This is a genomic window from Promicromonospora sp. NPDC050880, assembly GCF_044456525.1.
Taxonomy (GTDB): Bacteria; Actinomycetota; Actinomycetes; order Actinomycetales; family Cellulomonadaceae; genus Promicromonospora.
The window spans coordinates 602,278-627,162 of sequence record NZ_JBITFV010000001.1; the positions used below are offsets into that span (position 1 = coordinate 602,278).

At 72.8% G+C, this 24,885-nt stretch carries 21 protein-coding genes; 9 read left to right on the plus strand and 12 right to left on the minus strand.

Annotated features, from left to right (window positions below; all coding sequences use genetic code 11):
- Positions 1-18 precede the first annotated feature (18 nt).
- The 5 genes from ACIBBF_RS02790 to ACIBBF_RS02810 all read right to left on the minus strand — a co-directional run bounded on the left by ACIBBF_RS02790 (position 19) and on the right by ACIBBF_RS02810 (position 5,788).
- The gene (locus ACIBBF_RS02790) at positions 19-1,038 is read right to left on the minus strand and encodes a serine hydrolase domain-containing protein (RefSeq protein ID WP_397410246.1); all 1,020 of its coding nucleotides are present in this window, start codon (positions 1,036-1,038) and stop codon (positions 19-21) included.
- A 158-nt stretch (positions 1,039-1,196) separates the two neighbouring features.
- Positions 1,197-2,657 (minus strand): aminotransferase class I/II-fold pyridoxal phosphate-dependent enzyme, encoded by a 1,461-nt coding sequence (locus tag ACIBBF_RS02795; RefSeq protein WP_397410248.1) that lies wholly within the window; start codon positions 2,655-2,657, stop codon positions 1,197-1,199.
- An 11-nt stretch (positions 2,658-2,668) separates the two neighbouring features.
- On the minus strand, positions 2,669-3,559 hold the full coding sequence (locus ACIBBF_RS02800) for an SDR family oxidoreductase (RefSeq protein WP_397410250.1): 891 nt from the start codon (positions 3,557-3,559) through the stop codon (positions 2,669-2,671).
- A gap of 79 nt (positions 3,560-3,638) precedes the next feature.
- On the minus strand, positions 3,639-4,205 hold the full coding sequence (locus ACIBBF_RS02805) for a hypothetical protein (protein ID WP_397410252.1): 567 nt from the start codon (positions 4,203-4,205) through the stop codon (positions 3,639-3,641).
- A 137-nt stretch (positions 4,206-4,342) separates the two neighbouring features.
- Entirely contained in the window at positions 4,343-5,788 is a 1,446-nt protein-coding gene (locus tag ACIBBF_RS02810; protein WP_397410254.1) for an MFS transporter, read from the minus strand.
- A 511-nt stretch (positions 5,789-6,299) separates the two neighbouring features.
- Between ACIBBF_RS02810 and ACIBBF_RS02815 the strand changes: the two genes are divergently transcribed.
- From ACIBBF_RS02815 to ACIBBF_RS02825, 3 genes are read left to right on the plus strand one after another with little or no spacing between them, the layout of a single operon-like run.
- Positions 6,300-6,443, plus strand: a complete 144-nt coding sequence (locus ACIBBF_RS02815; protein ID WP_397410256.1) for a hypothetical protein — start codon at positions 6,300-6,302, stop codon at positions 6,441-6,443.
- Between the two features lie 9 nt (positions 6,444-6,452).
- Positions 6,453-7,265: an SDR family NAD(P)-dependent oxidoreductase gene (locus tag ACIBBF_RS02820; RefSeq protein ID WP_397410257.1), complete on the plus strand. Its 813-nt coding sequence runs from the start codon at positions 6,453-6,455 to the stop codon at positions 7,263-7,265.
- Positions 7,266-7,293: 28 nt separating this feature from the next.
- A complete protein-coding gene (locus ACIBBF_RS02825; RefSeq protein ID WP_397410259.1) occupies positions 7,294-8,142 on the plus strand; it encodes a helix-turn-helix transcriptional regulator in 849 nt (282 codons plus the stop codon).
- Positions 8,143-8,287: 145 nt separating this feature from the next.
- Here ACIBBF_RS02825 and ACIBBF_RS02830 read toward each other — a convergent pair whose 3' ends face one another.
- From ACIBBF_RS02830 to ACIBBF_RS02840, 3 genes are all read right to left on the minus strand, one after another.
- Positions 8,288-8,707, minus strand: coding sequence for a nuclear transport factor 2 family protein (locus tag ACIBBF_RS02830; protein WP_397410261.1), 420 nt, complete (start codon positions 8,705-8,707; stop codon positions 8,288-8,290).
- A 190-nt stretch (positions 8,708-8,897) separates the two neighbouring features.
- Positions 8,898-10,079 (minus strand): SLC13 family permease, encoded by a 1,182-nt coding sequence (locus ACIBBF_RS02835; protein ID WP_397410263.1) that lies wholly within the window; start codon positions 10,077-10,079, stop codon positions 8,898-8,900.
- A 147-nt stretch (positions 10,080-10,226) separates the two neighbouring features.
- Positions 10,227-11,714, minus strand: coding sequence for an MFS transporter (locus ACIBBF_RS02840; RefSeq protein WP_397410265.1), 1,488 nt, complete (start codon positions 11,712-11,714; stop codon positions 10,227-10,229).
- Between the two features lie 89 nt (positions 11,715-11,803).
- On the opposite strand from ACIBBF_RS02840, the gene ACIBBF_RS02845 reads away from it, so the two are divergent.
- A complete protein-coding gene (locus ACIBBF_RS02845) occupies positions 11,804-12,406 on the plus strand; it encodes a TetR family transcriptional regulator (protein WP_397410267.1) in 603 nt (200 codons plus the stop codon).
- A gap of 222 nt (positions 12,407-12,628) precedes the next feature.
- Here the strand turns inward: ACIBBF_RS02845 and ACIBBF_RS02850 are convergent, their stop codons facing one another.
- The 3 genes from ACIBBF_RS02850 to ACIBBF_RS02860 form a co-directional block, all read right to left on the minus strand.
- On the minus strand, positions 12,629-15,517 hold the full coding sequence (locus tag ACIBBF_RS02850; protein WP_397410269.1) for a M4 family metallopeptidase: 2,889 nt from the start codon (positions 15,515-15,517) through the stop codon (positions 12,629-12,631).
- A gap of 156 nt (positions 15,518-15,673) precedes the next feature.
- A complete protein-coding gene (locus ACIBBF_RS02855) occupies positions 15,674-16,723 on the minus strand; it encodes a LuxR C-terminal-related transcriptional regulator (RefSeq protein WP_397410270.1) in 1,050 nt (349 codons plus the stop codon).
- Positions 16,724-16,914: 191 nt separating this feature from the next.
- Positions 16,915-19,152, minus strand: a complete 2,238-nt coding sequence (locus ACIBBF_RS02860) for a helix-turn-helix domain-containing protein (RefSeq protein ID WP_397410272.1) — start codon at positions 19,150-19,152, stop codon at positions 16,915-16,917.
- Between the two features lie 116 nt (positions 19,153-19,268).
- Here ACIBBF_RS02860 and ACIBBF_RS02865 point away from each other — a divergent pair, with 116 nt between their 5' ends.
- From ACIBBF_RS02865 to rplQ, 4 genes are all read left to right on the plus strand, one after another.
- Entirely contained in the window at positions 19,269-19,985 is a 717-nt protein-coding gene (locus ACIBBF_RS02865; RefSeq protein WP_397410274.1) for an alpha/beta fold hydrolase, read from the plus strand.
- 51 nt (positions 19,986-20,036) lie between these two features.
- Positions 20,037-20,999: an alpha/beta hydrolase gene (locus ACIBBF_RS02870; protein ID WP_397410276.1), complete on the plus strand. Its 963-nt coding sequence runs from the start codon at positions 20,037-20,039 to the stop codon at positions 20,997-20,999.
- Between the two features lie 356 nt (positions 21,000-21,355).
- Positions 21,356-22,372: a DNA-directed RNA polymerase subunit alpha gene (locus ACIBBF_RS02875; RefSeq protein WP_397410278.1), complete on the plus strand. Its 1,017-nt coding sequence runs from the start codon at positions 21,356-21,358 to the stop codon at positions 22,370-22,372.
- Between the two features lie 57 nt (positions 22,373-22,429).
- On the plus strand, positions 22,430-22,978 hold the full coding sequence (rplQ, locus tag ACIBBF_RS02880; RefSeq protein WP_397410280.1) for a 50S ribosomal protein L17: 549 nt from the start codon (positions 22,430-22,432) through the stop codon (positions 22,976-22,978).
- A gap of 191 nt (positions 22,979-23,169) precedes the next feature.
- Here rplQ and ACIBBF_RS02885 read toward each other — a convergent pair whose 3' ends face one another.
- A complete protein-coding gene (locus ACIBBF_RS02885) occupies positions 23,170-23,928 on the minus strand; it encodes an ROK family protein (RefSeq protein ID WP_397410282.1) in 759 nt (252 codons plus the stop codon).
- 47 nt (positions 23,929-23,975) lie between these two features.
- On the opposite strand from ACIBBF_RS02885, the gene ACIBBF_RS02890 reads away from it, so the two are divergent.
- Positions 23,976-24,875 carry a tRNA pseudouridine synthase A gene (locus tag ACIBBF_RS02890; protein WP_397410284.1) on the plus strand — a complete coding sequence of 300 codons (900 nt, stop codon included), beginning with the start codon at positions 23,976-23,978 and terminating at the stop codon, positions 24,873-24,875.
- Positions 24,876-24,885 lie beyond the last annotated feature (10 nt).

Sequence of the window (24,885 nt, forward strand, 5' to 3'; positions counted from 1 at the left end):
GAACGGGACAGCCGGAGTTCACGACCGGGGCGGCAGCACGTCCAGCCAAGAGTCCTGGAGCAGCGTCACGATGGCTCCCGACCCGAAGGTGCAGTTGCTCAGCACGGTCGCGGTCGTACGGGTGGCGGGATCGTGCGTCGACCGGAAGGCGACGCCCGCGTCGAAGCCGCCCATCACGACTGCCGGGTCCTCCGGGTGCAGCCAGAATCCGATGCCGTACCGCAGGTCCTCGTCCGGCACGTCCGAACGCGGGCGGGTCATCTCGGTGAGCACGTCGGATGGCACGATCGCACCGGCATGCAACGCCTGCCAGAACTGGTGCAGGTCAGCGGCCCTCGTGTAGGCGCCGCCGTCACCGTTGCCGCGCACCGGCAGGTGCAGCACGTTGCTCCGGTCGCCCTCCGGGTGCAGGTAGCCCAGGGCGGCGTCGCCGGGCAGCTCGTCCGACCGCAGGTATGCCGTGCCGGTCAGTCCCGCGGGCCGGATCACCTCGGCGTCCACGACGTCCTGGAACTGTCGCCCGGTGACCCGCTCGAGCACGATCGCCAGCACGACGTAGCCACCGTTGCAGTACGTGAACCGCGCACCAGGCTCGTGCTTGCTCGGCAGGCCGTCCAGGATCGGGAGGAACGACTCGGCGGTCTCCAGGGTGTGCACCGGGACGGAGAGGACATGGTCGGCGGGGTCCCAGTCGTCGTCCTCGTCGAGGTAGTCGCCCATCCCCGAGGTGTGGGTGAGCAGGTGCTCGATGGTGACGCCGTCGTCGATCAGGGGAAGATCGTCGCGGAGGAACCGGCGCACGGGGTCCTGCAGCCGCAGCGTCCCGGCCACGACCTGCCGCATTATCGCAAGGGCGGTGAAGCTCTTGCTGCCGCTCGCCATCGCGAACCGCGTGGCCGAGGTGTTGGGCACCCGCAGGGCACGATGCGCGAACCCGTAGGAGCGTTCCAGGACTCTGTGATCGTCGACGTCGACCGTCACGGTCCCGCTGAACGATCGCTCCGCCGCCACGGCGTCCAGCTCGGCAAGGCTGATCATTGTGCTGCCCTCTCCCTCCGGTGGCCGGCACCACGCCGGATCACGCCGTCGCGGTACGTTCCCATCCGGGTCCGGCATCGCACCAGCAGAAATCCGCCGAGCGGTGAGCGTCCCGGCACCGGCACCGGCGCCCGGCGTGCCGCAGCCGTGGCCGCCCGCTACCGCGCGACCACACGCAGGCTGGTCAGCTCGGGGTCGGCCGCGTCGGGAACGAGCATCCCGGCCGCCACTCCGGTGGTGAGGTACTCGACAGCCTCGGCGCCGACCACCAATCCGGGGGCCAGCACCGGCACGCCCGGCGGGTACGGGCTGACCATCTCCGCCGCGACACGGCCGACCGCCTCGGTGATCGGCACCTGCTCGACCGGCCCGAAGAACGCGTCGCGCGGCGACATCGCCGTCTCCACCTCGAACGACGGACCCGGCGGCAGGGCGACCCTCGGCGGACGCTCCAGCGTGGGCGCCTCGCGGGGCAGGAGCGTCAGCGCGTCCACGAGCCGCTGCACCTCGGCGTCACCATGAGCATGCGTGAGGCGGACGCCGATCCGGCAGGCGTCGGTGGACCCGGCGTCGATCTGGCACCGAGCACGGAGCCACTCCCCCGCCTGGTACCCGGTGATCCCCAGCGGCCGGACGTCGATCGTGACCGCCAGGGGGTCAAGGTCCGCCGCGCCCCCGGGGCGAACGACCTCGCGGCCCATCACCTCGAGCCCCTCGAGCCCGTCCACCGCGGATCGGAGGCGCGCGGCGCGCTCCAGGGCGCCGCCCAACAGGTCGCGGCCTTGCTCGACCATCTGCCGCCGCCAACCGTCCAGCGTCGCGTACACGAGGCTGGAGGAGCTGGTCGTGCCCAGGAGGTCTTCGCGGGCCTGCAGCACCGTGGGGTCGATCCGACCGCCCTGCAGGTGAAACGTGGAGCTCTGCTCGATGGCGCCGCCCATCTTGTGCACGCTCGTGACCACCAGGTCGGCGCCGGCGTGCATGCCCCACGCCGGCAGGTCGTCGTGGAACGGCAGATGGGCGCCCCAGGCCTCGTCGACGAGCAGCGGGACGTCGTACTCGTGGCACACGCTCGCCGCACCGGCGATGTCGGCGCACGTACCCCAGTCGGTCGGCGAGATCAGGAGCATGCCCTTCGCGTCCGGGTGCTCCTCCAGCGCGGCCCGCACGTCGTCCGGCTCGGGCGGGTGGGCCAGGTGCAGGTGATCGTCGAAGTGCGGATGGACCCACACCGGATCGATCCCGCTGATGATCAGCGCGGCGATCACCGACTTGTGCGCGTTGCGCGACACCAGGAGCTTCTCGCCCGGACCGGCCACCGAGATCATGGCGCTCTTGACCGACAACGAGCTCCCGCAGGTGGAGAAGAACGCGTGCTCGGCGCCGACGGCGTCCGCCATGAGCTCCTGCGCCTGCGACAGCACCCCCTGCGACTGGCGGCGGTCGTCCAGGCCGTTGAGCATCAGCACGTCCGAGGTGAACACTCCCTCGCCGACCACACCGACGACCCGAGGGTCCGCGCCTCTGCCCTGGCCGTGGGCCGGTGGGCCGAACACGACATCGCCGCGCCTGCGGAACTCCTGCAGCGCCTCGAGCACCGGGACACGTGAGTGGTCCATGCCTCCTCCCGTCACAGCGGGCGACCACCCGTCACGCCGATCCGGTCGCCCGTGATGTAGCTCGACTCCTGGGACGCGAAGAACACGTAGGCGGGCGCCAGCTCGGCGGGCTGGCCGGCGCGGCCCAGCGGCGTGTCACCGCCGAACTGCTCGACCTTCTCGTCCGGCAGGGTGGCGGGGATCAGGGGCGTCCAGATCGGCCCCGGCGCCACCGCGTTGACGCGTATGCCCTCCGGCGCCAGCTGCTGCGCGAGCCCCTTGGTGAAGTTGAGGATCGCCGCCTTGGTCGTGGCATAGTCCAGCAGCTGCGGGCTCGGCTCGAACGCCTGGACCGATGTCGTGTTGATGATCGACCCCCCGCGGGGCAGGTGGTCCAGTGCCGCCTTCGTGATCCAGAACAGCGCGTAGAGGTTGGTCCTGAGCACCCGGTCGAGCTGGGCCGTCGTGATGTCGCGCAGACCACCGTCCTGCGACATCTGGTAGGCGGCGTTGTTCACCAGGATGTCGAGGCCGCCGAGCCCGGCCGCCGCGTCGGCGACGAGGCGGCGGCAGAACTCCTCGTCCTGGATGTCGCCCGGCAGCAGCACGGCTGTGCGGCCCGCGTCCTCGACCCACCGTGCCGTGGTGCGAGCGTCCGGCTCCTCCTGGGGCAGGTAGGAGATCGCGACGTCGGCACCCTCGCGTGCGAAGGCGATCGCCACCGCCCGCCCGATGCCGGAGTCGCCGCCCGTGATCAGTGCGCACCTGCCGGCCAACCGGCCAGAGCCCTCGTAGGTGGATTCGCCGTGGTCCGGCTGCTGCGACATCTCGTCCGTACGGCCCGGCGGCTGCAGGTCGTCCGCCGGCTGCTCCGGCTGCGGGTGCTGGGTGGTCGGGTCCTGTGGCGTGGTCTGGTCAGACATGTGCAGCTCCCCGGTCGACGTCGCGTGCACCGTCCAGCATCGAGCCGGACGTCGTCACTCGCACCGGGAACGGGCGGGGCTACATCACCTCGGGGCCGGTGTCGACCATCGGATAGGCATCCATGCCGAGCGGTGGCGAGTAGGTGCCGTGCCAGCCGACGAGCGTGCGCTCCAGGTCGTCGACCCAGTACGTCTCGCCCGGCTCGATCTTGACGGTGCTGCCCGCGTACTGGACGACCATCGGCGCCGTGGCGACACGCCGCCGCCCCTCGCCCCACCGGTGGCTGCTCGGGAGCAGGTCCGCACTGGTCGGCGGCTCCCAGAGGTTGTCCGCCTCGATCGCGCCCTCGAGGAGGACGGCGAGCTCGGCATGGCCGCGCCGACGGGCGACATCGGCCGGCGTCTCCCCCTCCCTGCCGGCGGCGCCCGCGTCCGCGCCGGAGGCGAGGAGCTCGGTCGCGGCGGCGCGGTCACCCGCGTACGCGGCCTGGTGGAGGAATCCCCAGCCGGACGACGGCTTCACGTGGTGGGCGCACTCACGGGCGAACGCCGGTGACCAGCGCCAGCCGGCGCGGACCGCCGGCCAGTCGCCGTTCTTGGCGAGCTCGTAGAACCGTTCGACGAGCTGCGGGGGCTCAGGGGGCATCTGCACGGTACCTCTCGACGGTCAGGGCTGGGCGGACGCGCGGGTCGGTGACGCGCGCCGCCCATCGTGGCACGAGACACCCGGCGCTCGTGTGCGGGCGCGTCACGTATCAGCCGCCGGAGCGGCTCCGGCCACCGTCAGCCCACGTGCAGGAGCGGTCCCTGCTCCGAGGCGGCTGCCTCCCTCATCGCGTTCTTGCCGATCAGCACCGCGGCCACCACCGCGGCCGCGACAAGGATGCCGGCCGCGGCGAGGAACACCGCGGAGTACCCCTCCACCGCGGCCTGCGCCGAGGCGGGGTCGTCGGCGTTCGCCGTGACCGCGACGTACAGAGCCGTCACGACGGCCAGGCCGATGGACCCGCCCACCTGGTTGGACGCGTTGGCCGTGGCCGCGGCCGCACCCGCGTCGTGCGGGGCGACGCCGAGCAGGGAGAGGTTCTGCAGCGGGACGAAGGTGAAGCCCATGCCGACGCCCATGACCAGCACGCCGGGGAACACCTGGGCCCAGTAGCTGCCGTCGACGGTGATGAGGCTCAGGTAGGCCACGCCCAGCGCACTGATGAGCGGGCCGAAGATGAGCTGCCGGCGCGGGCCGATCTGGTTGAGCAGCCTCGTCGCGAACGGGACCGTGACCATGATGCCGCCGGTGATCGGCAGGCTCGCCAGCCCGGCGAGCAGCGGGCTCAGGCCCAGCACGATCTGCAGGTGGAAGGTCAGGTACAGCATCGCCCCGATCATCACCGCGCCGGCGATCGCCTGCAGCAGGAACGCCGCGGCACGCGCCCGGTGCCGCACCACCCGCAGCGGCAGCAGCGGGTGGCTCGACCGGGACTCGACGAGCACGAACGCCGCCAGCAGGACCAGCCCGAGCGCGAGCATGCCCAGCGTCGCCGCCGACGTCCACGCCTCCTCGGCGAGCGTCAGACCGTAGACGAGTGCCGCCAGGCCCGTGCTGACCGTCAGCGCGCCCAGCACGTCGTAGCGGCGGTCACCCTCGGCGCGGCTCTCGGTCAGCAGCACGAGCGCCGCGACCACGCCGGCCACGACGAACGGCACGTTGACCAGCAGGCACCACCGCCAGCTGAGGAACTCGGTGAGCACGCCGCCGACCAGCAGCCCGACGGCGGACCCGGCACCGGCCACCGCGCCGAAGATCGCGAACGCGGTGTTGCGCTCCCGGCCGTGCGGGAACGTGACGGTCACGATCGCCAGCGCGGCAGGCGCCATGAGCGCCGCGGCGACACCCTGGACGCCGCGGGCGACGAGCAGCTCGGCGCCCGAGTGCGCCAGGCCGCCCCACGCCGAGGCGGCCCCGAACAGCACCAGGCCCAGGACGAAGGTGCGGCGGCGCCCCCAGAAGTCGGCGATACGCCCGCCGAGCAGCAAGAACGCACCGAAGGCAAGGGCGTAGGCGGTGACGACCCACTGGCGTGCCGTGTCGGACAGCGCGAGGTCGGTCTGCGCGCTGGGCAGCGCGACGTTGACGATGGTGCCGTCGAGGACGACGAGCAGCTGGGTCAGGGAGACGGTGGCCAGGATCCACCAGCGCCGCGCGGGCGCGGCCGAGGCAGGCAAGGTCAAGGGAGTGTCCTTCGACGAGTGGGGCGTCCGGGGTTTCCAGCCCCGATCGGCGCTCATCGGCACTCGACCAGACCCGACGCTGTTGTCGGTCAGACGGGGAGAGTGTAGACGACGCCGGGCCACGCAGGCCCGACGGCTGTGGACCTCCACGTCGTTCTCAGGTGCTGGTCATCACCTGCCTCACGACCTTGATGATCTCGTCGAAGGTGTCGTACCGGCCGGGACTCCCCTGCAGGAGCCACAGGTACGTGTCGGCTTCCGCGTCCGTGACCGTGCCGGCCCGGATCGGGCTGAGAGAGATGCTCGTGTCACAGGATCCCCCGTCGACGGCGCGCCCCGGCCCTGCCGGACCGTCGCCCGGCCGGCCGGAACAGATGGTCGCGCCGAGCCGGCTCCAGCCTGCCCGCCCGGCCTCAGTCTGGGATCGGCAGGTCCTGGATGTCCCGGCTGACGGCAGCCAGCCTTGGGGCAGCGCTCACCCGGCAGTCACCTACGAGAGGAAGAGAACCCCATGCCGACGCATGAGGAAGCCAAGGACAGGGTCTCCGTGCACGAGGGCCGCGCCCGTTCGCACAGCACCGGGCCCGTGCTCGTCGTCGACGTCGGGAAGGGCGCGGCCGACCTGTCGAGCGCCGGCTCGGGGAACACGGCATGAGGGGTGCTCGTGACGGGCACGTCGAGCGGCATCGGCCGTGCGATCGCCGTCAGGCTCGCGGAGCGCGGTCATGACGTGGTGGCCGGGGCACGGCGCGTCGCCGACGCTCCCACCCACCCGCGCATCCGCCCTGTGGCGGTGGATGTCACCGACAGCGGGCAGCTCGCGTCCCTGGCGGACGGCATCGGCCCGCTCGGCGGCGTGGTGAACAACGCCGGGATCACCGTCGCCGGTCCGCTGGAGCACCAGCGCCTCGACCGCCTCCGGGAGCAGCTGGAGGTCAACGTCGTCGGGGTCGTGGCCGTGACCCAGGCGTTCCTGCCCGCGATCAGGGCAGGACGCGGACGCCTGGTGATGATCGGTTCCACGAGCGGTCTCGTCACCACGCCGCTCCTGGGCGCCTACAGTGCCTCCAAGTTCGCGGTCGAAGCGGTCGCGGACGCCTTGCGTCAGGAGCTGGCGCCGTGGGACCTGCCCGTCGTGATGGTCAATCCCGGCAGCTTCACCTCACAGAACCGGTCGAAGACGACGGCGATGGTGGAGGCAGACCGCGCCGTCATGAGCGCGTCCGCGGAGCGCCGCTACGGGCAGGCCCTGGACGCGCTCGCCCGGTTCAACAGGTCCGTCGAGGCGAGGGCCGGCGACCCCGAGCGGGTCGCCGCCGTGGTCGAGCGGGCGCTCACCGCGCGTCGGCCGCGGCCGCGCTACATCGTCGGGGCCGACGCGCGCACCCTGGTCACCATGAAGCAGCTCCTGCCGGCCAAGGTGGTCGACGCCGTGCTGTCCAGGATCATGGGCCTGCCGCGCCAGGCCACGGGCTGACGGGCCGGGTGCTGGTTATAGTCGCTCCATGGCCGACACCGCTCGGCGCGTGAGGACTGAGCTCGGCGCCTATCTGCGCAGGTGCCGCGAAGCAACGGAACCTGCGTCCCTGGGCCTGGCCCGCGGCCATCGGCGCGTCGCAGGACTACGACGCGAGGAGGTGGCGACCTTCGCGGGCGTGAGCATCGACTACTACACGCGCCTGGAGCAGGGTCGCGAGGTGAACCCCTCCCCGCAGCTGCTGAACGCTCTGGTCGGCGTGTTCCGGCTGAGCGAGGACGAACGTCTTCACCTGTACCGCCTGGCCGGCGCGGACGTGGTGCAGCAGCGATCTCCGCTGAGCGAGGACGTGTCGCCCGAGATTCAGGGACTTCTTGACCGGTGGTCGCTGAACCCCGCGTTCGTCTACAACGAGAGCCAGCAGATCCTCGCGACGAACTCCCTCGGCCGGACGCTGTACCAGGGCTTCTCGCGTGCGGACAACTTCGCCAGGATGATGTTTCTCGATCCCTTCGCGAGGAACTTCTACGTGGACTGGGAGCGTGTCGCGCTCGAGACCGTGGGGGCGCTCCGCCAGGCGTGGGGCAAGGCGTCGGTACGCGGCGACATCCAGGAGCTCGTCGACGACCTCGCCGAGGCCGACGCCGACTTCGCAGAGATGTGGGGTGCGCACGTCGTGATCGGCAAGAGTCACCAGACCAAGACACTGCTCCATCCGGTGGTCGGGCAGCTCGCGCTCGAGTTCCACGACTTCGTCGTCCCCGCGGCGCAAGGCCTGCGCCTCCTGGTCTGCGACGCGCGACGAGGGAGCGAGGCGGAGGAGTCGTTGCAGCGGCTCACCACCCTGAGCCCTGACGCCCAGGCACCAGTGCCTTGAGCGCACTCGCGCCGGCCGCCCGTCCCCCGGGGCGCTCGGCGCGCTGGATCCCCACGACCGCGGCGAGCCGCACGACCACAGCGAGCCGCGGGACACCGCGGCTCGCTGTGGTGCTCTCTCCTCCGGGAGGAGCAGCTCGCTTCCGTCAGACCGTCACACGCTCGACGATGTCGTAGTAGGCGTGCAGGTCGAGCCACTCGATGCCGGACACGACCTTCCCGTCCTTCATGGTCAGGATGTAGAGGTATCCGTTGTGGTACGGCTTGCCGTCCCGAGCACGACCCGTGCTGTCGATACGGATGATGACATCGTCGCCGTCGGCCCACAGGCCTCGTGGCGTGATCGCCAGCGGCCCGTCGAGACGGTCGAAGAGCGCCTTCTCCGCATTCTCGTGCAGGTCCTTCAGACCGCTGTACTCACCGGCGACAGGACCGTGGCCGGCGATCGTCCAGGTCGTGGACTCGGTGAAGATCTCCGTGAAGAACCTCGTGAAGTCCTCCGCCCCTTCGGCCAGGGCAGCCTGGACGACCTCCAGGTTCGATTCCTCCTGGGGGGTGTACCGCATCGATTCCTCCAATGTGCAGTGGTTGTCGCGCCGAGGCGTGCGCCGTGAGGACGAGAACCTCGGCACAGGCAACGTATGGACGCGGCGTCCTTCGCGGGAGGCCGCGCTCTCCATGGGTGTGCCACACCCCCGCACCGCCCCTGTCCGAGGTAGTCACCACCGTGACGGTGGGCGGCGAGCGCCTCCGCGACTATCCGCCCACGATCGCCAGCGCCAGGGCGGCCAGGCTCACCGTGGGCACGGCCGCGACCAGACCCCAGGCGGCGAAGCGTCGCCACGGGAACGTGACGCCGAGCGCGACGACGCGCTGGTGCCACAGGAGCGTCGCCAGTGACGCCCAGGGCGTGACCAGCGGGCCGAGGTTCACGCCGATCAGGAGAGCCATGAGCACGACAGGGTCGCCCGCGGCGATCGGTTCCAGCACGAGGTAGGCGGGCAGGTTGTTGACGCCGTTGGCGGCCAGTGCGCCGAGCCCCGCGACGCGCAGCAGCTCGCCCGCGCCGTGGCCCGCGCCGGTCACCGACGTCAGCAGGGCCGTGAGGCCGTGGGCGTGCGCCGTCTCGACCAGGACGAACAGCGACGCGGCGAGCCCGAGGGCCTGCCACGGCACGAGCGCGGGCCGCAGAGCGCTCCGACGTCGTACGAGGAACAGGACGACGAGCACGACGACGGCGGCGGTCGCGGGGACCCACACGTGCGGTGTGACCGCGAGCAAGGGCAGCAGCACCAGGAGGACCAGCCCGGCGCCCCAGAAGAGCACGGGGTCGGAGGGCACGCGCTGCGCGGGGACCTGATAGGTCGAGAACAGGACTTCCCGGTACCGGAGGGTGAGGATCATGACGGGCACGACGACCCCGACGAGGGCCGGCGCCCAGCTCAGCGCGAGGAACGCGAAGGGGTGGTCGCCGATCGCGGGTGCCGCGAGCAGGTTGGTCAGGTTGGACACCGGCAGCAGCAGCGAGGCCGTGTTCGCCAGCCAGATGGTCGCCAGCGCGAACGGCAGCGGCGGGATCCGGATGCTCTGTGCGAGCAGCACGACGAGCGGCGTCAGGATGACCGCGGTGGTGTCCAGCGACAGGAACACGGTGCTGACCACGGCCAGCAGCACGACCCACACCCACAGCACGACCACCCGGCGCCGGCCCCAGCGGCCGAGGAGCTGCGCGAGCACCTCGAACACCGAGGCGTCCCGTGCGAGCTCGGCGACGATCGTGATGGCGACCGCGAACCCGAGCACGGGTGCGGTGCGTGCACCCAGGGCCCGGGCGTCCTGTGCGGGCAGCAGGCCGCTCAGCACGCACGCGGCCGCGAGGGCGGCCATCCCGAGGACGATCCATGAGCTCAGACCGAGCCTGCTGCGTGCGCCGTTCACGCGCTGAGCATACGGAGCGCGGCATGATGCCGTACCGGGCCTGTGGTGCCGGCGGCCTTCTCAGGTGCTGGTGTTCACCCGCCGGACGACCGTGATGTCGCGCGGCGCGGCGGGTCGCGCGTGGACCGACCGGCTCCCGCGGCCCGGTCACGCAGGCTCGGCCGCGCCGTCCTGCCGGTCCGCCCGTGGCCGGGGAATGAAGGCTGCGACGATCACGCAGACGACCGCCGCGCCGAGCCCGAGCGTCAGCGTGAGCAGGAAGCCGTCCTCGCTCGGTCCCGTGACGCCGTCGACCGTCGTGGCGGACAGGGCCAGGACCGCGCCGGCGACGGCCGCGGCGATGCTCGTGCCGAGCGAGCGCATGAGTGCGTTGAGCCCGTTCGCGGCCCCGGTCTCGTGCACGGGCACCGCCTGCATGATGAGTGCCGGCATGGCCGCGTAGCCGAGGCCGACCCCCACACCGAGGACGACGTTGACGGCGAGGATCTGCCACGCCGCGGCATGGAAGGCCAGTGCGAGCCCGTAGGCCAGGGCGAGGACCACCGCGCCGATGATGAGCAGCACCTTGGCGCCCCAGCGCCGCTCGACCTTGCCGGCGACGGGAGACATGGCCATCATCGCCAGCCCCGAGGGCGCGAGGACGAGCGCCGCGACGGTGAGCGTCAGCCCCAGCCCGATGCCGGTCACCCGCGGCAGCACGAGCAGCTGCGGGAGCACCACGCTCGACGCGAACAGGGCGAAGCCCATCGCCACCGAGGCGAGGTTGGTGAGCAGGACCGGTCCGCGCACGCTGACCCGCAGGTCGACGAGCGGATCCTGCACGCGCAGCTCGATCACGCCCCAGATCGCCAGCACCACCACTCCCCCGGCCAGCAGGGTCAGCGTCCGGACGTCGCCCCAGCCCCACTCGCCGCCGCGCGAGACGGCGACGAGCACGCCGACGAGCCCGAGCGACAGTCCGACGATGCCGACGACGTCGACGCGCCCGGGTGTGCGCAGCGCGCTGGACGGCACGAAGACCGCGTAGCCCACGAAGGCGAGCACGGCGATGGCGGCCGCGACCCAGAACAGGGCGTGCCAGTCCAGGTGCTCGGCCACGACCGCGCTCAGCGGCAGGCCGAGCGCGCCGCCGACGCCGAGCGTCGCGCTGACGAGAGCGATACCCGCGCCGAGCTTCCGCGGCGGCAGCACGTCGCGCAGGATCGCGATGCCCAACGGGATGACGCCGGCCGCCATGCCCTGCAGCGCCCGCGCGACGACCAGGGTCACCACGTCGTTCGAGAGGCCGGCGAGGATCGCACCGAGCGCCTGCAGCAGCAGGAGCGCCATGGCGACCCGGCGCTTGCCGAACATGTCACCGAGCCGTCCCGCGACGGGCGTGCAGACCGCGGCAGCCACCAGGGTCGCGGTGATCGCCCATGCGGTGTTGTCGCTGGTGGTGTCCAGCAGCTCGGGCAGCTCACCCTGGATCGGGATCAGGATCGTCTGCATGAACGAGGCCCCGAGGCCCGCGAAGGCGAGCACGGCGAGGATCGCCCGCGGGCCGCGCCGACGAGCGCCGGCACCTCCCGCTGCGTGCGTGCCGCCGCCGTCGGCGGGGGCTGGAGGGATGTCCCTGGTCGGTATCTGGGTCATCGGTCGTTCATCCGTCTCTCTGATCGTGTCGCGAGGGTGAGACGATGTCTCATCCGGCAGATACGGTATCACCCGGTAGACTTCGGTTCATGGTCAACGATGTGCGCGATCGCAGCCGCGAGATCCTGCGCGCCGAGCTGGCGGACGCCGCCGCCACCTTCTGTGCGGAGCACGGCTTCGACAAGGTCACGACCACCGAGATCGCCCAGGGCATCGGCGTCTCGCGCGCGACGTTCTTCCGCTACTTCGCGTCGAAGGAGGACGCGGTGGTCTCCGCGGCGCGCGGCGCCGCCGCACGCGGCTCCTTCGCGCAGCGCATCGCCGAGACCGTCGACGTGGCCGAGCCCGGCTCGAGCGTGTGGGCCGTCATCCGCAGGGCGGCCGAGTCGATGAGCGACATGGCCGACACGCGCGGGGACGCGCTGCGGGCGCGCATCCGCATGATCACCGACGTACCCGCGCTCACGGCACACCTGGCTTCCCAACGGCGCAGCGATCAGACGGCCGTCGAGGACGTGCTGCGCGAGCGGCTCGGCGACGACCGCGCCGCCAGCGCGCTCGCCGCCGCAGCGGTCGCCGCCGCCGACCTCGCCTGGCAGGAGTGGGCCCGCACGCCCGGCTCCCGGCTGCGCCCCCTGCTCGACGCCTACTTCACGGCGCTCGGCGACGTCGCGACGGCGACGCTCGGCTGATCCGCCGGGCCGTCACCACCCCGCGGACGCACCGGCTCACCGGCGCCCAGCCCTTTCCACCGCAGGCACCTGCCAGGCTCCAGCTCCTGGACGCTCGAGCTCGCGGAGACGCCGGTCACGAGGACGGCATGAAGCCGCACCCCGGCACCCGGGTGTGACGGTCGCACCGAAGAACGGCTCGGCCTGCCGGCACCGATGTCCCGGCAGGCCGAGCCCGCGGGATCAGCAGCGCCTGGCGCCCGACGCGACCGCCAGCCCCGTGACCGAGGTCGCCGTCGACTTGAAGACGACGGTCCGGCCCTCGCCCGCGGACGCGAACATCTGCGCCCCTGGGCTGCAGGAGGCAGCGCCGACGTACTTCCCGTCCGGCGTGTACTGCACCAGGCGCGGCATGAGCCGGTCCGAGGGGAGGGTGGCGTTCATCCACTCCTCCATCGGGGCCTCCTCGGTGATGGTGAGCGTCGTGTCCGACGCGGTGAGCAGCCAGGCCCGCTTCGCCTGCGGCGAGGTCTCGTGGAACAGCACCTTGCTGCGGCCGGTGGCGAACGAGTACGCCCGCACCGAGTTGTGCCAGGCGCCGGCCTCCGTGTAGCCGGGGTCGAGGTCCGTCACCCAGTACGCGCCGCGCGTGGTGAGCGCCGGGTAGCTGACGCTCTCGGCGCCCGCGTCGAGCCCGGCCAGGACGGTCCTCCCGGTGCGGGTGTCGAACACCTCGGTCCCGAGCGCCCAGTCCCAGCTCCCGTCCTCGTGCTCGAACACCTCGTACCGGACGTAGGCGATCCGGCCAGCCTTCACCGTGGGCGCGGTCGCCGGGCCGAACCAGTCGTGCTCCACGGTGCGGACCTGCCCGGAGCTGCCCGTCAGGTACCGGACCTCGTCCATCCAGGTCTCAGGGTTCAGCTCGGACCACGACGTGACGCCGCCGTCCGTCCCGAGCCCGTTGACCGGGTTCGTGGTGCGGTAGAGCACCTGCTTGTACCCGCCGGTCACCGGCGCGGACATGATCCGGTAGTCCGAGTAGTCCGCGGCGACGGAGAGCCAGACCACCCGCTTGCCGTCGGTGTGGGCGAACCCGTTGGTGCGCCCGTCGTTCCCGGACACCTGCCGCGGCTCTCCCCGGCCGTCGGTACGGCCCACCCAGATCGACGGCGGCTCGGAACCGTCGGCGCTGGACCGTGGCACCGCCCACCAGCCACCGCCCGTGGACGGTTGCATGTCGACGTAGAGCCCGGTGTCGACGCGGTCGAGGAGCAGCGTGGTGCCCTTGCCGGGCAGGGTCTCCTCCCACTTCGCGGTGACCCCGCGGGAGTCGAACGCCCGCTCCACCACCTTGAGCTGCCTGCCCCCGAGCCCGAACGACCGCGCGGACGCGATCACGGCGTCCCGGCCGTCCACGAAGTCGGACAGCGGCGTGAGGTACTCGGTCAGCGCCCGGTAGACGATCTTGTCGGCCAGGTCGCCGCCCAGCGCCTCGCGGACGTCCCACAGCGCGCCGGAGACGATGGTCGAGTTGAGGTGCACGCCGCCGTAGTCGAAGCGCGCGTCGGTCTCGATGAGGTGGTTGAAGTCCGCCGTCGTCATGCCGTCGTCGAGGTCGCGGAGCGCGCAGTCGACCGGGGCCGTGGTACGGCACAGGTCGCCGCCCAGCAGGCTCGCCTCCGGGTCGCTCATCGGGATGCCGGACACGTCGACGTCGATCGCGTTGCCGAAGTAGTCGGCGATCGCCTCGTTCAGGGCGCCCTGCTGCCCGGTGTAGAGGAAGCCCGCGGTGTGCTCGACGACGCCGTGCGTCATCTCGTGGCCCACCACGTCGAGGTCGGCGGCGAGCGACTTGTACTCCGCGTCGCCGGTCCCGTAGACCATCTTGGTGCCGTCCCAGAAGGCGTTCACGAACGGGTTGCCGCCGTAGGTGATGCCCACGAAGGAGTCGATCGGCATGCCGGCGCCGTCCATGCTGTCGCGTCCGTGCACGGTCTTGTAGTACTCGAAGACCTGGGCCGCGGCCCAGTGCGCGTCGACGGCGCCGAGGTCGGTCAGGTCGGCGCCGAGCGTGCTGGAGGGCGAGACGAACGGCGCGATGCCCTCGGGCCACGTACCGGCCGTGTCGAAGTAGTCGTGCTCCGTGGCGTCCCACGTGGTGACCGGTACCGTCCGCCCGTCCGCGACCGTGTGCGTCAGGTCGACCGTCCGGTACGTACCGGTCGCGTCCTCCCGCTGCAGCGGGACGTCGACGACCGTGCCGTCGGCCTTCGTGCCCGTGCCGACCACGTCGGTCACACCGTTGCCGGACGGCGGCGGTTCGGTGGCGGCGCCCGTCCCCGCTCCGGCCGGGCGCGCACCGGCGGCCTGTCCGGGTGGGGCCAGCGTGCGCAGGCGGCTGGAGCTCAGCAGCATCGCGCCCGTGGTGGCGCTCACGTACACGTCGGTGAGCACGGGCTCGCCGGTGACCGGCGCCGCGCCACTCACCACGACGTGACGGGCCAGGACGCCGGTCCCGGCCGGCACGACGGCGAGGCCTTCGTCCGTACCGGTCAGGCCGGCCTGTGCCGCCGACGGCGCCGTGCCCGGCTTCACGCCGCCCGCGACGACCGCCGTGCCTGCCGACAGGCTCTTGCGGACCGAGTCGACCGCCCGGTCGACGGCCACTCCCGCAGGCAGCGTCTCGGCCGTCGTGTCGACGTCCAGCTCGGTGAAGTACGAGCCCGAGGTACCCGTGACCGTCCGTTCGCCACCCCGCTTCTCCATGCGGACCACGTACTGGCCGCCCACCACGGGCAGCTTCTTGTACCGCTGGTCCAGCCGCACGGTCTCGCGGACGCCGTCCCGCTCGACGTCGGCGGTCACCAGCGTGGCGCCGACGTTCGCGATCGCGTACCGCGACCGGTGGTCGGTCAGGTGGGACCTGGCCGCCTGGTCGGGCGTGACGGTGGCGTCGACCGGCTCGTCGAGCCCGTCCACGAGCCGGGGCGTCTCGGTGCCGGGCGCCGGGTCGGCCGCCTCGGCGTCCGCGGGAGCGGCCGCCGGGGCCGCGTGAGCAGGGGCCATGGCCCCGAGCAGCAGCGCCGTCAGCGCGATCGAGACGACACCACGACGGTGTCCTGGGAAGCGCATGGTTCCTCCTCCGGCCCTGACGGGCCCGTGTCGAGTGCTGTCCTGGAGAGAGCCGGTCGCCTCGTTGCGCCCTGTTGGGGCACAACTGTGCTGAGCGGCCTCGGGCCCGACAAGGAGGAGGATGCGCAATTGCGCAGATGAGCAGAGAGCGGAGCGTCACGCGTGCATGCGCGGCAGGAGGCCGCGCTCGGCGGCGAACAGCCCGATCTGGAACCTGGTGCGCGCGCCCAGCTTCTCCGCGAGCGCGGTGATCTCGGCCTGGACGGTGCGCCGGCTGATGTCGAGGGTCCGGGCGATCGCCTCGTCGGTCAGGCCGCCGGCCATCAGGTCGAGGATGGACCGCGTGCGGTCCTCCAGCGGGACCGGGGACCGGTGCCGGACGGGCTCGTCGCCCTCGTCCGACGGCGCCCCGGCGCCGCGGAGCTCCCACAGCGCCTGCGGCACCGCCGCCTCCCAGAGCCGTTCGAAGAGCTCCAGGAGGGCCCGCACCAGCGCGGGCGAGTGCACCACCAGCGACGCGACGCCGGCGTCGTCCCCCTCGGCGGGGAGCAGCGCGATCCGCCGGTCCACGACGACCAGCTTGAGCGGGACCTGCGGCAGCAGACGCAGCCCCGCCCCGGTCGACCGCCCGCCGAGCGCCGTCTCCAGCGACACCGGGTCGGTGAACGTGGAGCTCTCGTACACGCTGCGCATCGTGACCGCCGGGTCCATGGCGGGCCGCTCCCCCTGGGTCTCCGGCGTGACCTTGAGGTACGGCGGCCGGGCGAGGTGCAGCACCTCGTGCGTGGCGGTCTCCATGAGCTGCCAGTACAGGGCGCTGACCTGCTGCGCCCCCACGACGACGTCGACCAGGCCCGTGCCCCCCACCTGTCCCGTCGACACCTGGTAGGACCGTTCGATCTCGTCGACGTGCAGCTCCCAGACGGCGAGCTCCAGCCGCCGCTGGGCGAGCAGCCTGGTGAGCACCGACCGCGGCGGGAACGCCGTCCACCGCCCGCCCGCAGGATCCCCCGGCGCGCTCACCCGGACGACGAGCCGGTCCCGCTCGAGCGCGGCCAGCGCTCCGCGCACCTCGTCGATGCCCAGGCCCAGTGCCCGGGCGATCTCCGCCTCGTCGACCTCGCCTCGCCCCGCGAGGTGGTGGAGCACGCGGACCGGTGGTGGCGTGGCCACGCCCAGGGACCGCTGCACGTCGTCAGAGATCATGTCGGCCTGCCTCCTTGGCACACGTGGTCGTGCCAAGCCGCCGTCGCCTCGGCCACGGGCGGTCGCCCTCGCCAGCTTTCCGGAGACGATAGCTCGTCGTGGTGCGCACGCCGCCCTGTTTCACCCGCAGGGCGGGGCCGGTCGGCCCGGGCGGACGGCGGCACCGCACGCGTGCCGGGTGGCGGTGCGGGTCAACCGAGTCCCGCGAGCTGCTTCCGGGCCGCGGCGGCGCGCCGGCGGTCGCCCAGCGCCTCGCGGATCTCCACGACCCGGCGCAGCGCGGCGGCCGCCTCGGCCCTGCGCCCGGTCGCCGCGAGCGCCAGCGCCCGCACACGCAGGTACATGGCGCGGTGCGCGCGCACGTCGAGCTCGTCGACGGCGGACGCGGCGGCGTCCGCGGTCGCGAGCGCGCCCGCGCCGTCGCCGAGCTCGACGAGGTTCTTGACGATCGCGGACGCCGCGGCCACCCGGGTGGTCAGCGCGATGTCCCGGGGGAACCGGTCGGGTTGCCGTTCCAGCAGGTCGATCGCGGCGCGGTCGGCGCCGATGGCGTCGGCCCGCTGCCCGAGCTGGGTGAAGGCCTCGGCGAGCATGCGGTGCGTCTGGAGCAGGCCGGCCGCGTCGTCGGCGTCGGTGAAGCAGCGGCGCGCCTCCTGCGCGTCACGCACGACGTCGCCGGGGGAGCCGAGCAGCAGCTCGCACCAGCCCGTGTAGTACAGGGCCCAGCCCTCCTGGGAGCGGTTGCCCGCGCGCCGCGCGACGTCCCGGGCGCGGTGCGCGTGCTCCAGGCCGCGGGCCGGGTCGTCCTGCGTGCAGAGCTCGGCCCAGCTCAGGTACCCGAGCTGCGTGGCCAGCAGGTCGGCGTCGTCGAGGCGTTCTGCCGCCTGGACGGCCAGGCCGTAGACCTGGTGCCACTGGCCCCACTGCACCCACAGGTCGGAGAACCAGTGCAGGGACTCGGCCACCCGCACCACCAGGGCGTCGTCCTTGTCGGCCGCCGCGGCGCGCAGCGCGGAGAACCAGTGGTCCGCCTCGTCGTGCAGCCAGGCGCTCGCGGCCTCGCGGGTGGACAGGTCGACCAGCCCGGGCCGGTCGGGGCCGTGCCCGCGGGCGGGCTCGAACCAGAGGCCGGCGTCGACCGTGGTCTCCAGGATCCAGTGCCGCAGGCGCTCGGCGTGCCCGGTCGGCGCGTGCGGACCCTCGTCCCGGCGGAGCCGGTCGCGCGCGAAGATCCGCAGCAGGTCGTGCAGGTGGTACCGGTCGTGGCTGGCGGCCTCCAGCAGACCGAGGTCCACCAGCTCGTCGAGCAGGTCCACGGCCGGGTACCGGCCGGAGCCGATCAGGACGGCGCCGAGCTCAGCGGTGAACGTGGGTCCCGTCAGCACGCCGAGGCGCCGGAACAGCGTGCGTGCGGCGTCCGAGAGCTGGTCGTAGGACATCGCGAAGGCCTTGCGCAGCTCGAGGTCCCCCGCGCGGAACCCGTCGAGGCGGTGGTCCTCGGAGGCCAGCCGGTCCGCGAGCCCGCCCGCGGTCCAGGCGCGGTGGCTCGCGACGCGGTTGCCGGCGATGCGCAGGGCCAGCGGGCAGCCGTCGCAGAGGTCCGCGAGGCGGTGCAGGTCACCCTCGGGCCCCTGCGCCGCAGGGATGATCCGGCGCAGGAGGGCGACGGCGTCGTCGTGGGCGAGCCGGTCGAGCTCCACGCGCAGCGTGGCGTCCAGCCCGGCCAGCGGGCGGCGGGCCGTGACGATCACCGCGGAGGGACCGGCGGCGGGCAGGACGGGCCGTACCTGCTCCTCACCGCCCGCGTCGTCGAGGATTACCAGGACGCGACGGTCGCCGAGGAGGGAGCGCCAGAGCGCGGCGGCGTCGTCCAGGTCGGTCGGTACGGACCGTACGGCGGGCTCGCACGCCTGGATCAGGCGGCGCAGCACCAGGTGCGGGTCGAGGGGGCGCCCGCCGAACCCACCCAGGTCGATGAACCGCACCGCGTCGAACCGGTCGCCGACGTCGCCCGCGGCGCGCACCGCGAGCAACGTCTTGCCGAGCACCGCCGGGCCGGAGAGCACCACGAGCGGCGACGGCGCACCGTCCGCGCCCGACGTGACGTGCGCGCCGATCGCGGACAGCTCGGCGTCCCGCCCGACGAGGTCGGCGACGGCACGAGGCAGCGGCAGCGGGGCGACGACGCCGGCCGGGGGCCGGTGGCGGCCCGCCCGGGCGGCCGCCAGGAGCGCCGCGCGGTCGGCGTCCGCCAGTCCGAGGCCGTCGGCGACGAGGTCCACGGTGCGCCGTTGCGGACCCAGGCTGGCCCCGCGCTCGATGTCGCTGATCGTGCGGTCGCTCACCCCGGAGAGCTCCGCGAGGCGCTCCAGCGTGAGGTCGGCCTCGTGCCGGAACCGGCGGAGCAGCGGGCCCAGCGCGTCGGTCATCTCTCCCCATTCCTGCGTGCTTCCTTCGTGGACGCAGTCACCGGTGACGGCCTTGGATCGAAGTGTCTCATCGTGGCGGCCGTGCTCCCGCGGTCGTCCCGCGGAAAGGAACCCTCATGTCATCCACTCCCACCATCGTCCTCGTGCACGGCGCCTTCGCCGACGCCGGAAGCTGGACCCCGGTCACGCGCGCACTGCTCGACCAGGGCTTCCGGGTCGTCGTCCCGCCCGTGCTGAACCGCTCGCTGACCGGCGACGCCGCGTACGTGCGGTCCGTCGTCGAGTCGGTCGACGGGCCCGTGCTGCTCGCGGGGCACTCGTACGGCGGCGCCGTGATCACGGTCGCCGGCGCGGCCGAGAACGTCGTCGGGCTGGTCTACGTGGCCGGCTACGCGCTCGCCGAGGGCGAGAGCCTGGGCGAGCTGCAGGGTGGCTTCCCCGACTCCGACCTCGCGGCCCACCTGGTCTACACGCCGTACCCGGTCGAGGGCGCCGAGCCGGGCACCGACGTGTCCGTGGCCGTCGACGCGTTCCCGGCGGTCTTCGCCGCCGGGGTGCCGGACGACGTCGCGACGGTGCTCGCCGTGTCGCAGCGCCCCCTGTCGGCCGTGGCGTTCGGCGAGCCCGCGCCGGTCGCCGCCTGGCGGACCAAGCCGTCCTGGGGGATCGTCGCGGCCGCCGACCACACGATCAACCCCGACGTCGAGCGCTTCGGCTACGAGCGCGCCGGGGTCCGCGAGAGCGTCGAGCTCGACGCGCCGCACCTCGTGATGCTCACCCACCCCGCCGAGGTCGCCGGCCTCATCGCGCGGGCCGCGGCGCAGACCGCCTGACGGCGTCCCCGGCCCTCCGCACTCCAAGACCCCCCGCACCGAAGGAAACCCATGACCGCCAATCCCCACGGCCTGTCCCTGGAACCCGCCGCCCAGGCGTTCGCCGAGGCCACCGACAACCCGCCGTACCTGTACCAGCTCACGCCCGAGGAGGGCCGCAAGGCCGTCGACGACGTGCAGTCGAGCGAGATCTTCAAGCCCGAGGTCGACGACGTGTGGGTCACCGTCGAGGGCGGGCCCACCGGCACCGTGCCGGTCCGGATCGTCCGGCCCGCCGGCGTCCAGGGCCCGCTCCCCGTGGTGCTCTACGTGCACGGCGCCGGCTGGGTGTTCGGCGACGCCCACACGCACGACCGCCTGGTGCGCGACCTCGCGATCGGCGCGCGGGCCGCCGTCGTCTTCCCCGAGTACGACCGCTCGCCCGAGGTGCGCTATCCCGTCGCCGTCGAGCAGGCCTACGCCGTGGCGCAGTGGGTCACCAAGGAGGGCGCCGACCAGGGGCTGGACGGCGGCCGCCTGGCCGTGGCCGGCGACTCCGTGGGCGGCAACATGTCCGCCGCCCTCACGCTGCTCGCCAAGGAGCGGGGCGACGTCACCTTCCGGCAGCAGGTGCTGTTCTACCCGGTGACCGACGCCGCGTTCGACACCGCCTCCTACCGCGATTTCGCCACCGGATACTTCCTCACGCTGGAGGGCATGCGCTGGTTCTGGGACCAGTACACGACCGACCCCCAGGAGCGGGACCTGATCACGGTCTCCCCGTTGCGGGCCACCCAGGAGCAGCTCGCCGGTCTGCCGCCTGCCCTGGTCATCACCGCGGAGGCCGACGTGCTGCGCGACGAGGGCGAGGCCTACGCGGCCAAGCTCCGCCGGGCCGGCGTCGACGTGACCAGCGTCCGGTACGGCGGGGTCATCCACGACTTCGTCATGCTCAACGCCCTGCACGACACGCACGCCGCGAAGGCCGCCGTCGCGCAGGCGTCGGCCACGCTCCGGTCCGCCCTGCAGGACTGACCGGGCACCGGCGTGGGGGGGGGGGGGGGGGCGCCGCGCGCCCCCCCCCCCCCCCCCCCCCCCCCCCACCCCCCCCCCCACCCCACCACCCCCCCCCCCCACCCCCCCCCCCCGCCCCCCCCCCCCCCCCCCCCGGGCGCCCCCCCCCCGGGGGGGGGGTGGTGGTTGGGGGGGGGGGGGGGGGGGGGGGGGCGGGGGGGGGGGGCCCCCCCCCCCCCCCCACCGCGGGCGCGACATCCGCTCACCTCGCGAGGTGAGCACCCCCGCCCGGTCGGTGACAGAGATCCGTCCGGGCTGCGAGAGATCGCAGGCCGTGATGCGTCATATAGCGGACGCACACTGAAAGGACACCCACAGTGCTCATCGCACAGCGCCCCACGCTGACCGAAGAGGTCATCTCGGAGAGCCGTTCCCGCTTCTCCATCGAGCCGCTCGAGCCTGGCTTCGGCTACACGCTCGGCAACTCGATGCGTCGCACCCTGCTGTCGTCCATCCCGGGCGCGGCTGTCACGTCCATCCGTATCGACGGTGTGCTGCACGAGTTCAGCACCGTGTCGGGCGTGAAGGAGGACGTCACCGAGATCATCCTCAACATCAAGAACCTCGTGGTCTCCTCGGAGAACGACGAGCCCGTCGTGATGTACCTGCGCAAGCAGGGCGCCGGCGCCGTGACCGCCGCGGACATCGTTCCGCCGGCGGGGGTCGAGGTGCACAACCCCGACCTGCACATCGCCACCCTGAACGACAAGGGCAAGCTCGAGATCGAGCTGACCGTCGAGCGGGGCCGTGGGTACGTGTCCGCCGCGCAGAACAAGCAGTTCGACGCGGAGATCGGGCGCATCCCGGTCGACTCGATCTACTCGCCGGTCCTCAAGGTCACGTACAAGGTCGAGGCCACCCGAGTCGAGCAGCGCACCGACTTCGACAAGCTCATCGTCGACGTCGAGACCAAGCAGGCGATCACGCCTCGCGACGCGCTCGCCTCGGCCGGCAAGACCCTGGTCGAGCTGTTCGGCCTGGCACGTGAGCTGAACGTCGAGGCCGAGGGCATCGAGATCGGCCCGTCGCCGACGGACACCGCGCTGGCCGCGGACCTGGCGCTGCCGATCGAGGAGCTCAACCTCACCATCCGTTCGTACAACTGCCTCAAGCGCGAGGGCATCCACCAGGTGGGCGAGCTCGTGGCCCGCAGCGAGGCGGACCTGCTCGACATCCGCAACTTCGGTGCCAAGTCGATCACCGAGGTCAAGGAGAAGCTGGCCGAGCTCGGCCTCAGCCTCAAGGACTCGCCGCTGGACTTCGACCCGGCCGGCGCCTCCTACTTCGAGGCCGGCGACACGGCTGCCTACAGCGGCGACGAGCAGTCGTACTGACGTCCCGCGCCCGGCCTGCGGGCCAGGCGCGCGGAACCACTTCCAAGGAGACAAGCAATGCCTACCCCTACCAAGGGCGCGCGGCTCGGCGGTAGCCCGGCTCACGAGCGTCTGATCCTCGCGAACCTGTCGACGTCGCTCTTCGAGCACGGCCGGATCACGACCACCGAGACCAAGGCCAAGCGCCTGCGTCCGCTGGCCGAGCGTCTGATCACGTTCGCGAAGAAGGGCGACCTGTCCGCCCGCCGCCGTGTCCTCACGGTCGTGCGCGACAAGGGCGTGGTGCACACGCTCTTCACCGAGATCGCCCCGGCCATGGCCGAGCGCAACGGTGGCTACACGCGCATCACCAAGATCGGCACCCGCAAGGGCGACAACGCGCCGATGGCGGTCATCGAGCTCGTCACCGAGCCCGTGAGCCCCAAGCAGGCCGTCGTCAAGGAGGCCACCAAGGCCACCGAGAAGGCTGCTCCGGTCGAGGACGCGCCCGTCGAGGACGCTCCGGTCGAGGAGACCCCCGCCGAGGACGTCAAGGACGCCCCGGCCGAGGACGCCGCCGAGGAGACCCCCGCGGACGAGACCGCCGAGGAGAAGAAGGAGGCCTGAGCCCCCTTTCTCCCGCACGACGCCGGGCCGCACCCTCCGTACGGAGGGTGCGGCCCGGCGTCGTCGTGCGGTCCGTTGCGCATCGGGCTGTGCATCGTGTCGCGCATCGTGTCGCGCGTAGTGCGCTTCTACCCAGTCATCAGGCCCGGAAACAGCTCGATTCCGGGTCTGATGACTGGGTAGAGGCGCACTTACGCCGGCGGAAGGTCCCAGGCCCGGGCGCCGCCCACCAGGGCCGCCGAGTTGGGGACGATGACGACGTCGTCGCCCAGGCGCGTCAGCGCGGACGGCGTGATGCAGCGTGAGTTCCCGCCGCCGATGTAGAGGCGGTCCCAGTGGAACACCGGGCGCAGGCCGTCCACCACGGTGACGACGCGGCGCGACCAGAGTCCGTCCCCGAGCCGCCGCCGCTCGGGTTCGCCGATGTACTGGTCGTAGGTGAGGCTGCGGCGAACCGGCGCGTGCGACCACTCCAGGTGCGGTGCGATGCGCCCGCCGTGGAACATCGCCGTCCCCAGGCCGGTGCCCAGCGTGATCACCAGCTCCAGGCCTGACGCCGCGACCACGCCCGCGCCGTGCACCTCCGCGTCGTTGAGGACGAGCGCCGGCAGGCCCAGCCGTTCGGCGACGGCGGCGCGCATGTCGAAGTTGCGCCAGGCGTCCGCCAGGGCGGGGACCACGCGTGAACGCGGCCCCGACCGGGTGATGTAGTGCGGCGTGTGCACGACGACGCCGCTGCGGATCATGCCGGGGAGCCCCACCGTGACCCGGGCGGCCGCGGGCAGGTCGGTGGCGATCTTCGCGATCGTGTCGACGAGCAGCTCGGGCGGCAGCGGATACGGTGTCGGGACGCGGACCGGTGTCGCGTGGGCGGTGCCGGACGCGTCGAGGACGGCCGCCTTGATCCCGCCGCCCCCGCAGTCCACGGCCAGCGTGAGAGTCTCTGCCATGACGTCACTGTACGAACCTCGGCGCGGGAATCGGGGAGGATGAGCGTGTGAACCAGCTCATCAGGGTCCGCCTCGACCTGGCCTACGACGGCACGGACTTCGCGGGCTGGGCCCGGCAGCCGGGACTGCGCACCGTGGAGGGTGCCCTGGAGACCGGGATCGCCCGGGTGCTGCGGACCGAGCAGCGCGGGCTGCCGGCGCCCCGGCTCACGGTCGCCGGTCGCACGGACTCGGGCGTGCACGCGCGCGGGCAGGTGGCGCACGTGGACGTCGACCGGGAAGGCTGGGCTGCCTTGCCGGGCCGGTCCGACCGGTCGCCGGGCGAGTCGCTCGTGACGCGGCTGGCGGGTGTGCTGCCGGCAGACGTGGTCGTGCGCCGGGCGGCGCCGGCTCCTGCGGGCTTCGACGCCCGGTTCTCCGCCCTGCGCCGGCGCTACACGTATCGCATCGCCGACGACCCCGGCCTGCGTGACCCCCTGCGCCGCAGCCATGTCCTGTGGACCCGCCGTGCGCTCGATGCCGAGGCGATGGACGCCGCGGTCCGGCCGCTCGTCGGCCTGCGGGACTTCGCCGCGTACTGCAAGCCCCGGCCCGGGGCGACGACCATCCGCGAGCTGCAGCGCATCGCCTGGGAGCGGGCGGCCGAGGGGCCGGACGCGGGGCTCGTGGTGGCGCACGTCGTCGCCGACGCGTTCTGCCACAACATGGTCCGGGCGCTCGTGGGGGCGTCGATCGCGGTGGGGGAGGGGCGGCGTCCGGTCGGCTGGCCCGCGGAGCTGCTGGCGAGCCGGCGCCGGGATGCCGGGGTGTTCGTGGTGCCGCCCGAGGGCCTGTGCCTGGAGGAGATCACGTTCCCGCCGGACGCCGAGCTCGCGTCCCGCGCGGACGCCGTCCGTGCGAAGCGGATGGACGAGGAGGTCTGGGATGACCTCCCGAGCGCGAGATAGAACCACAGCG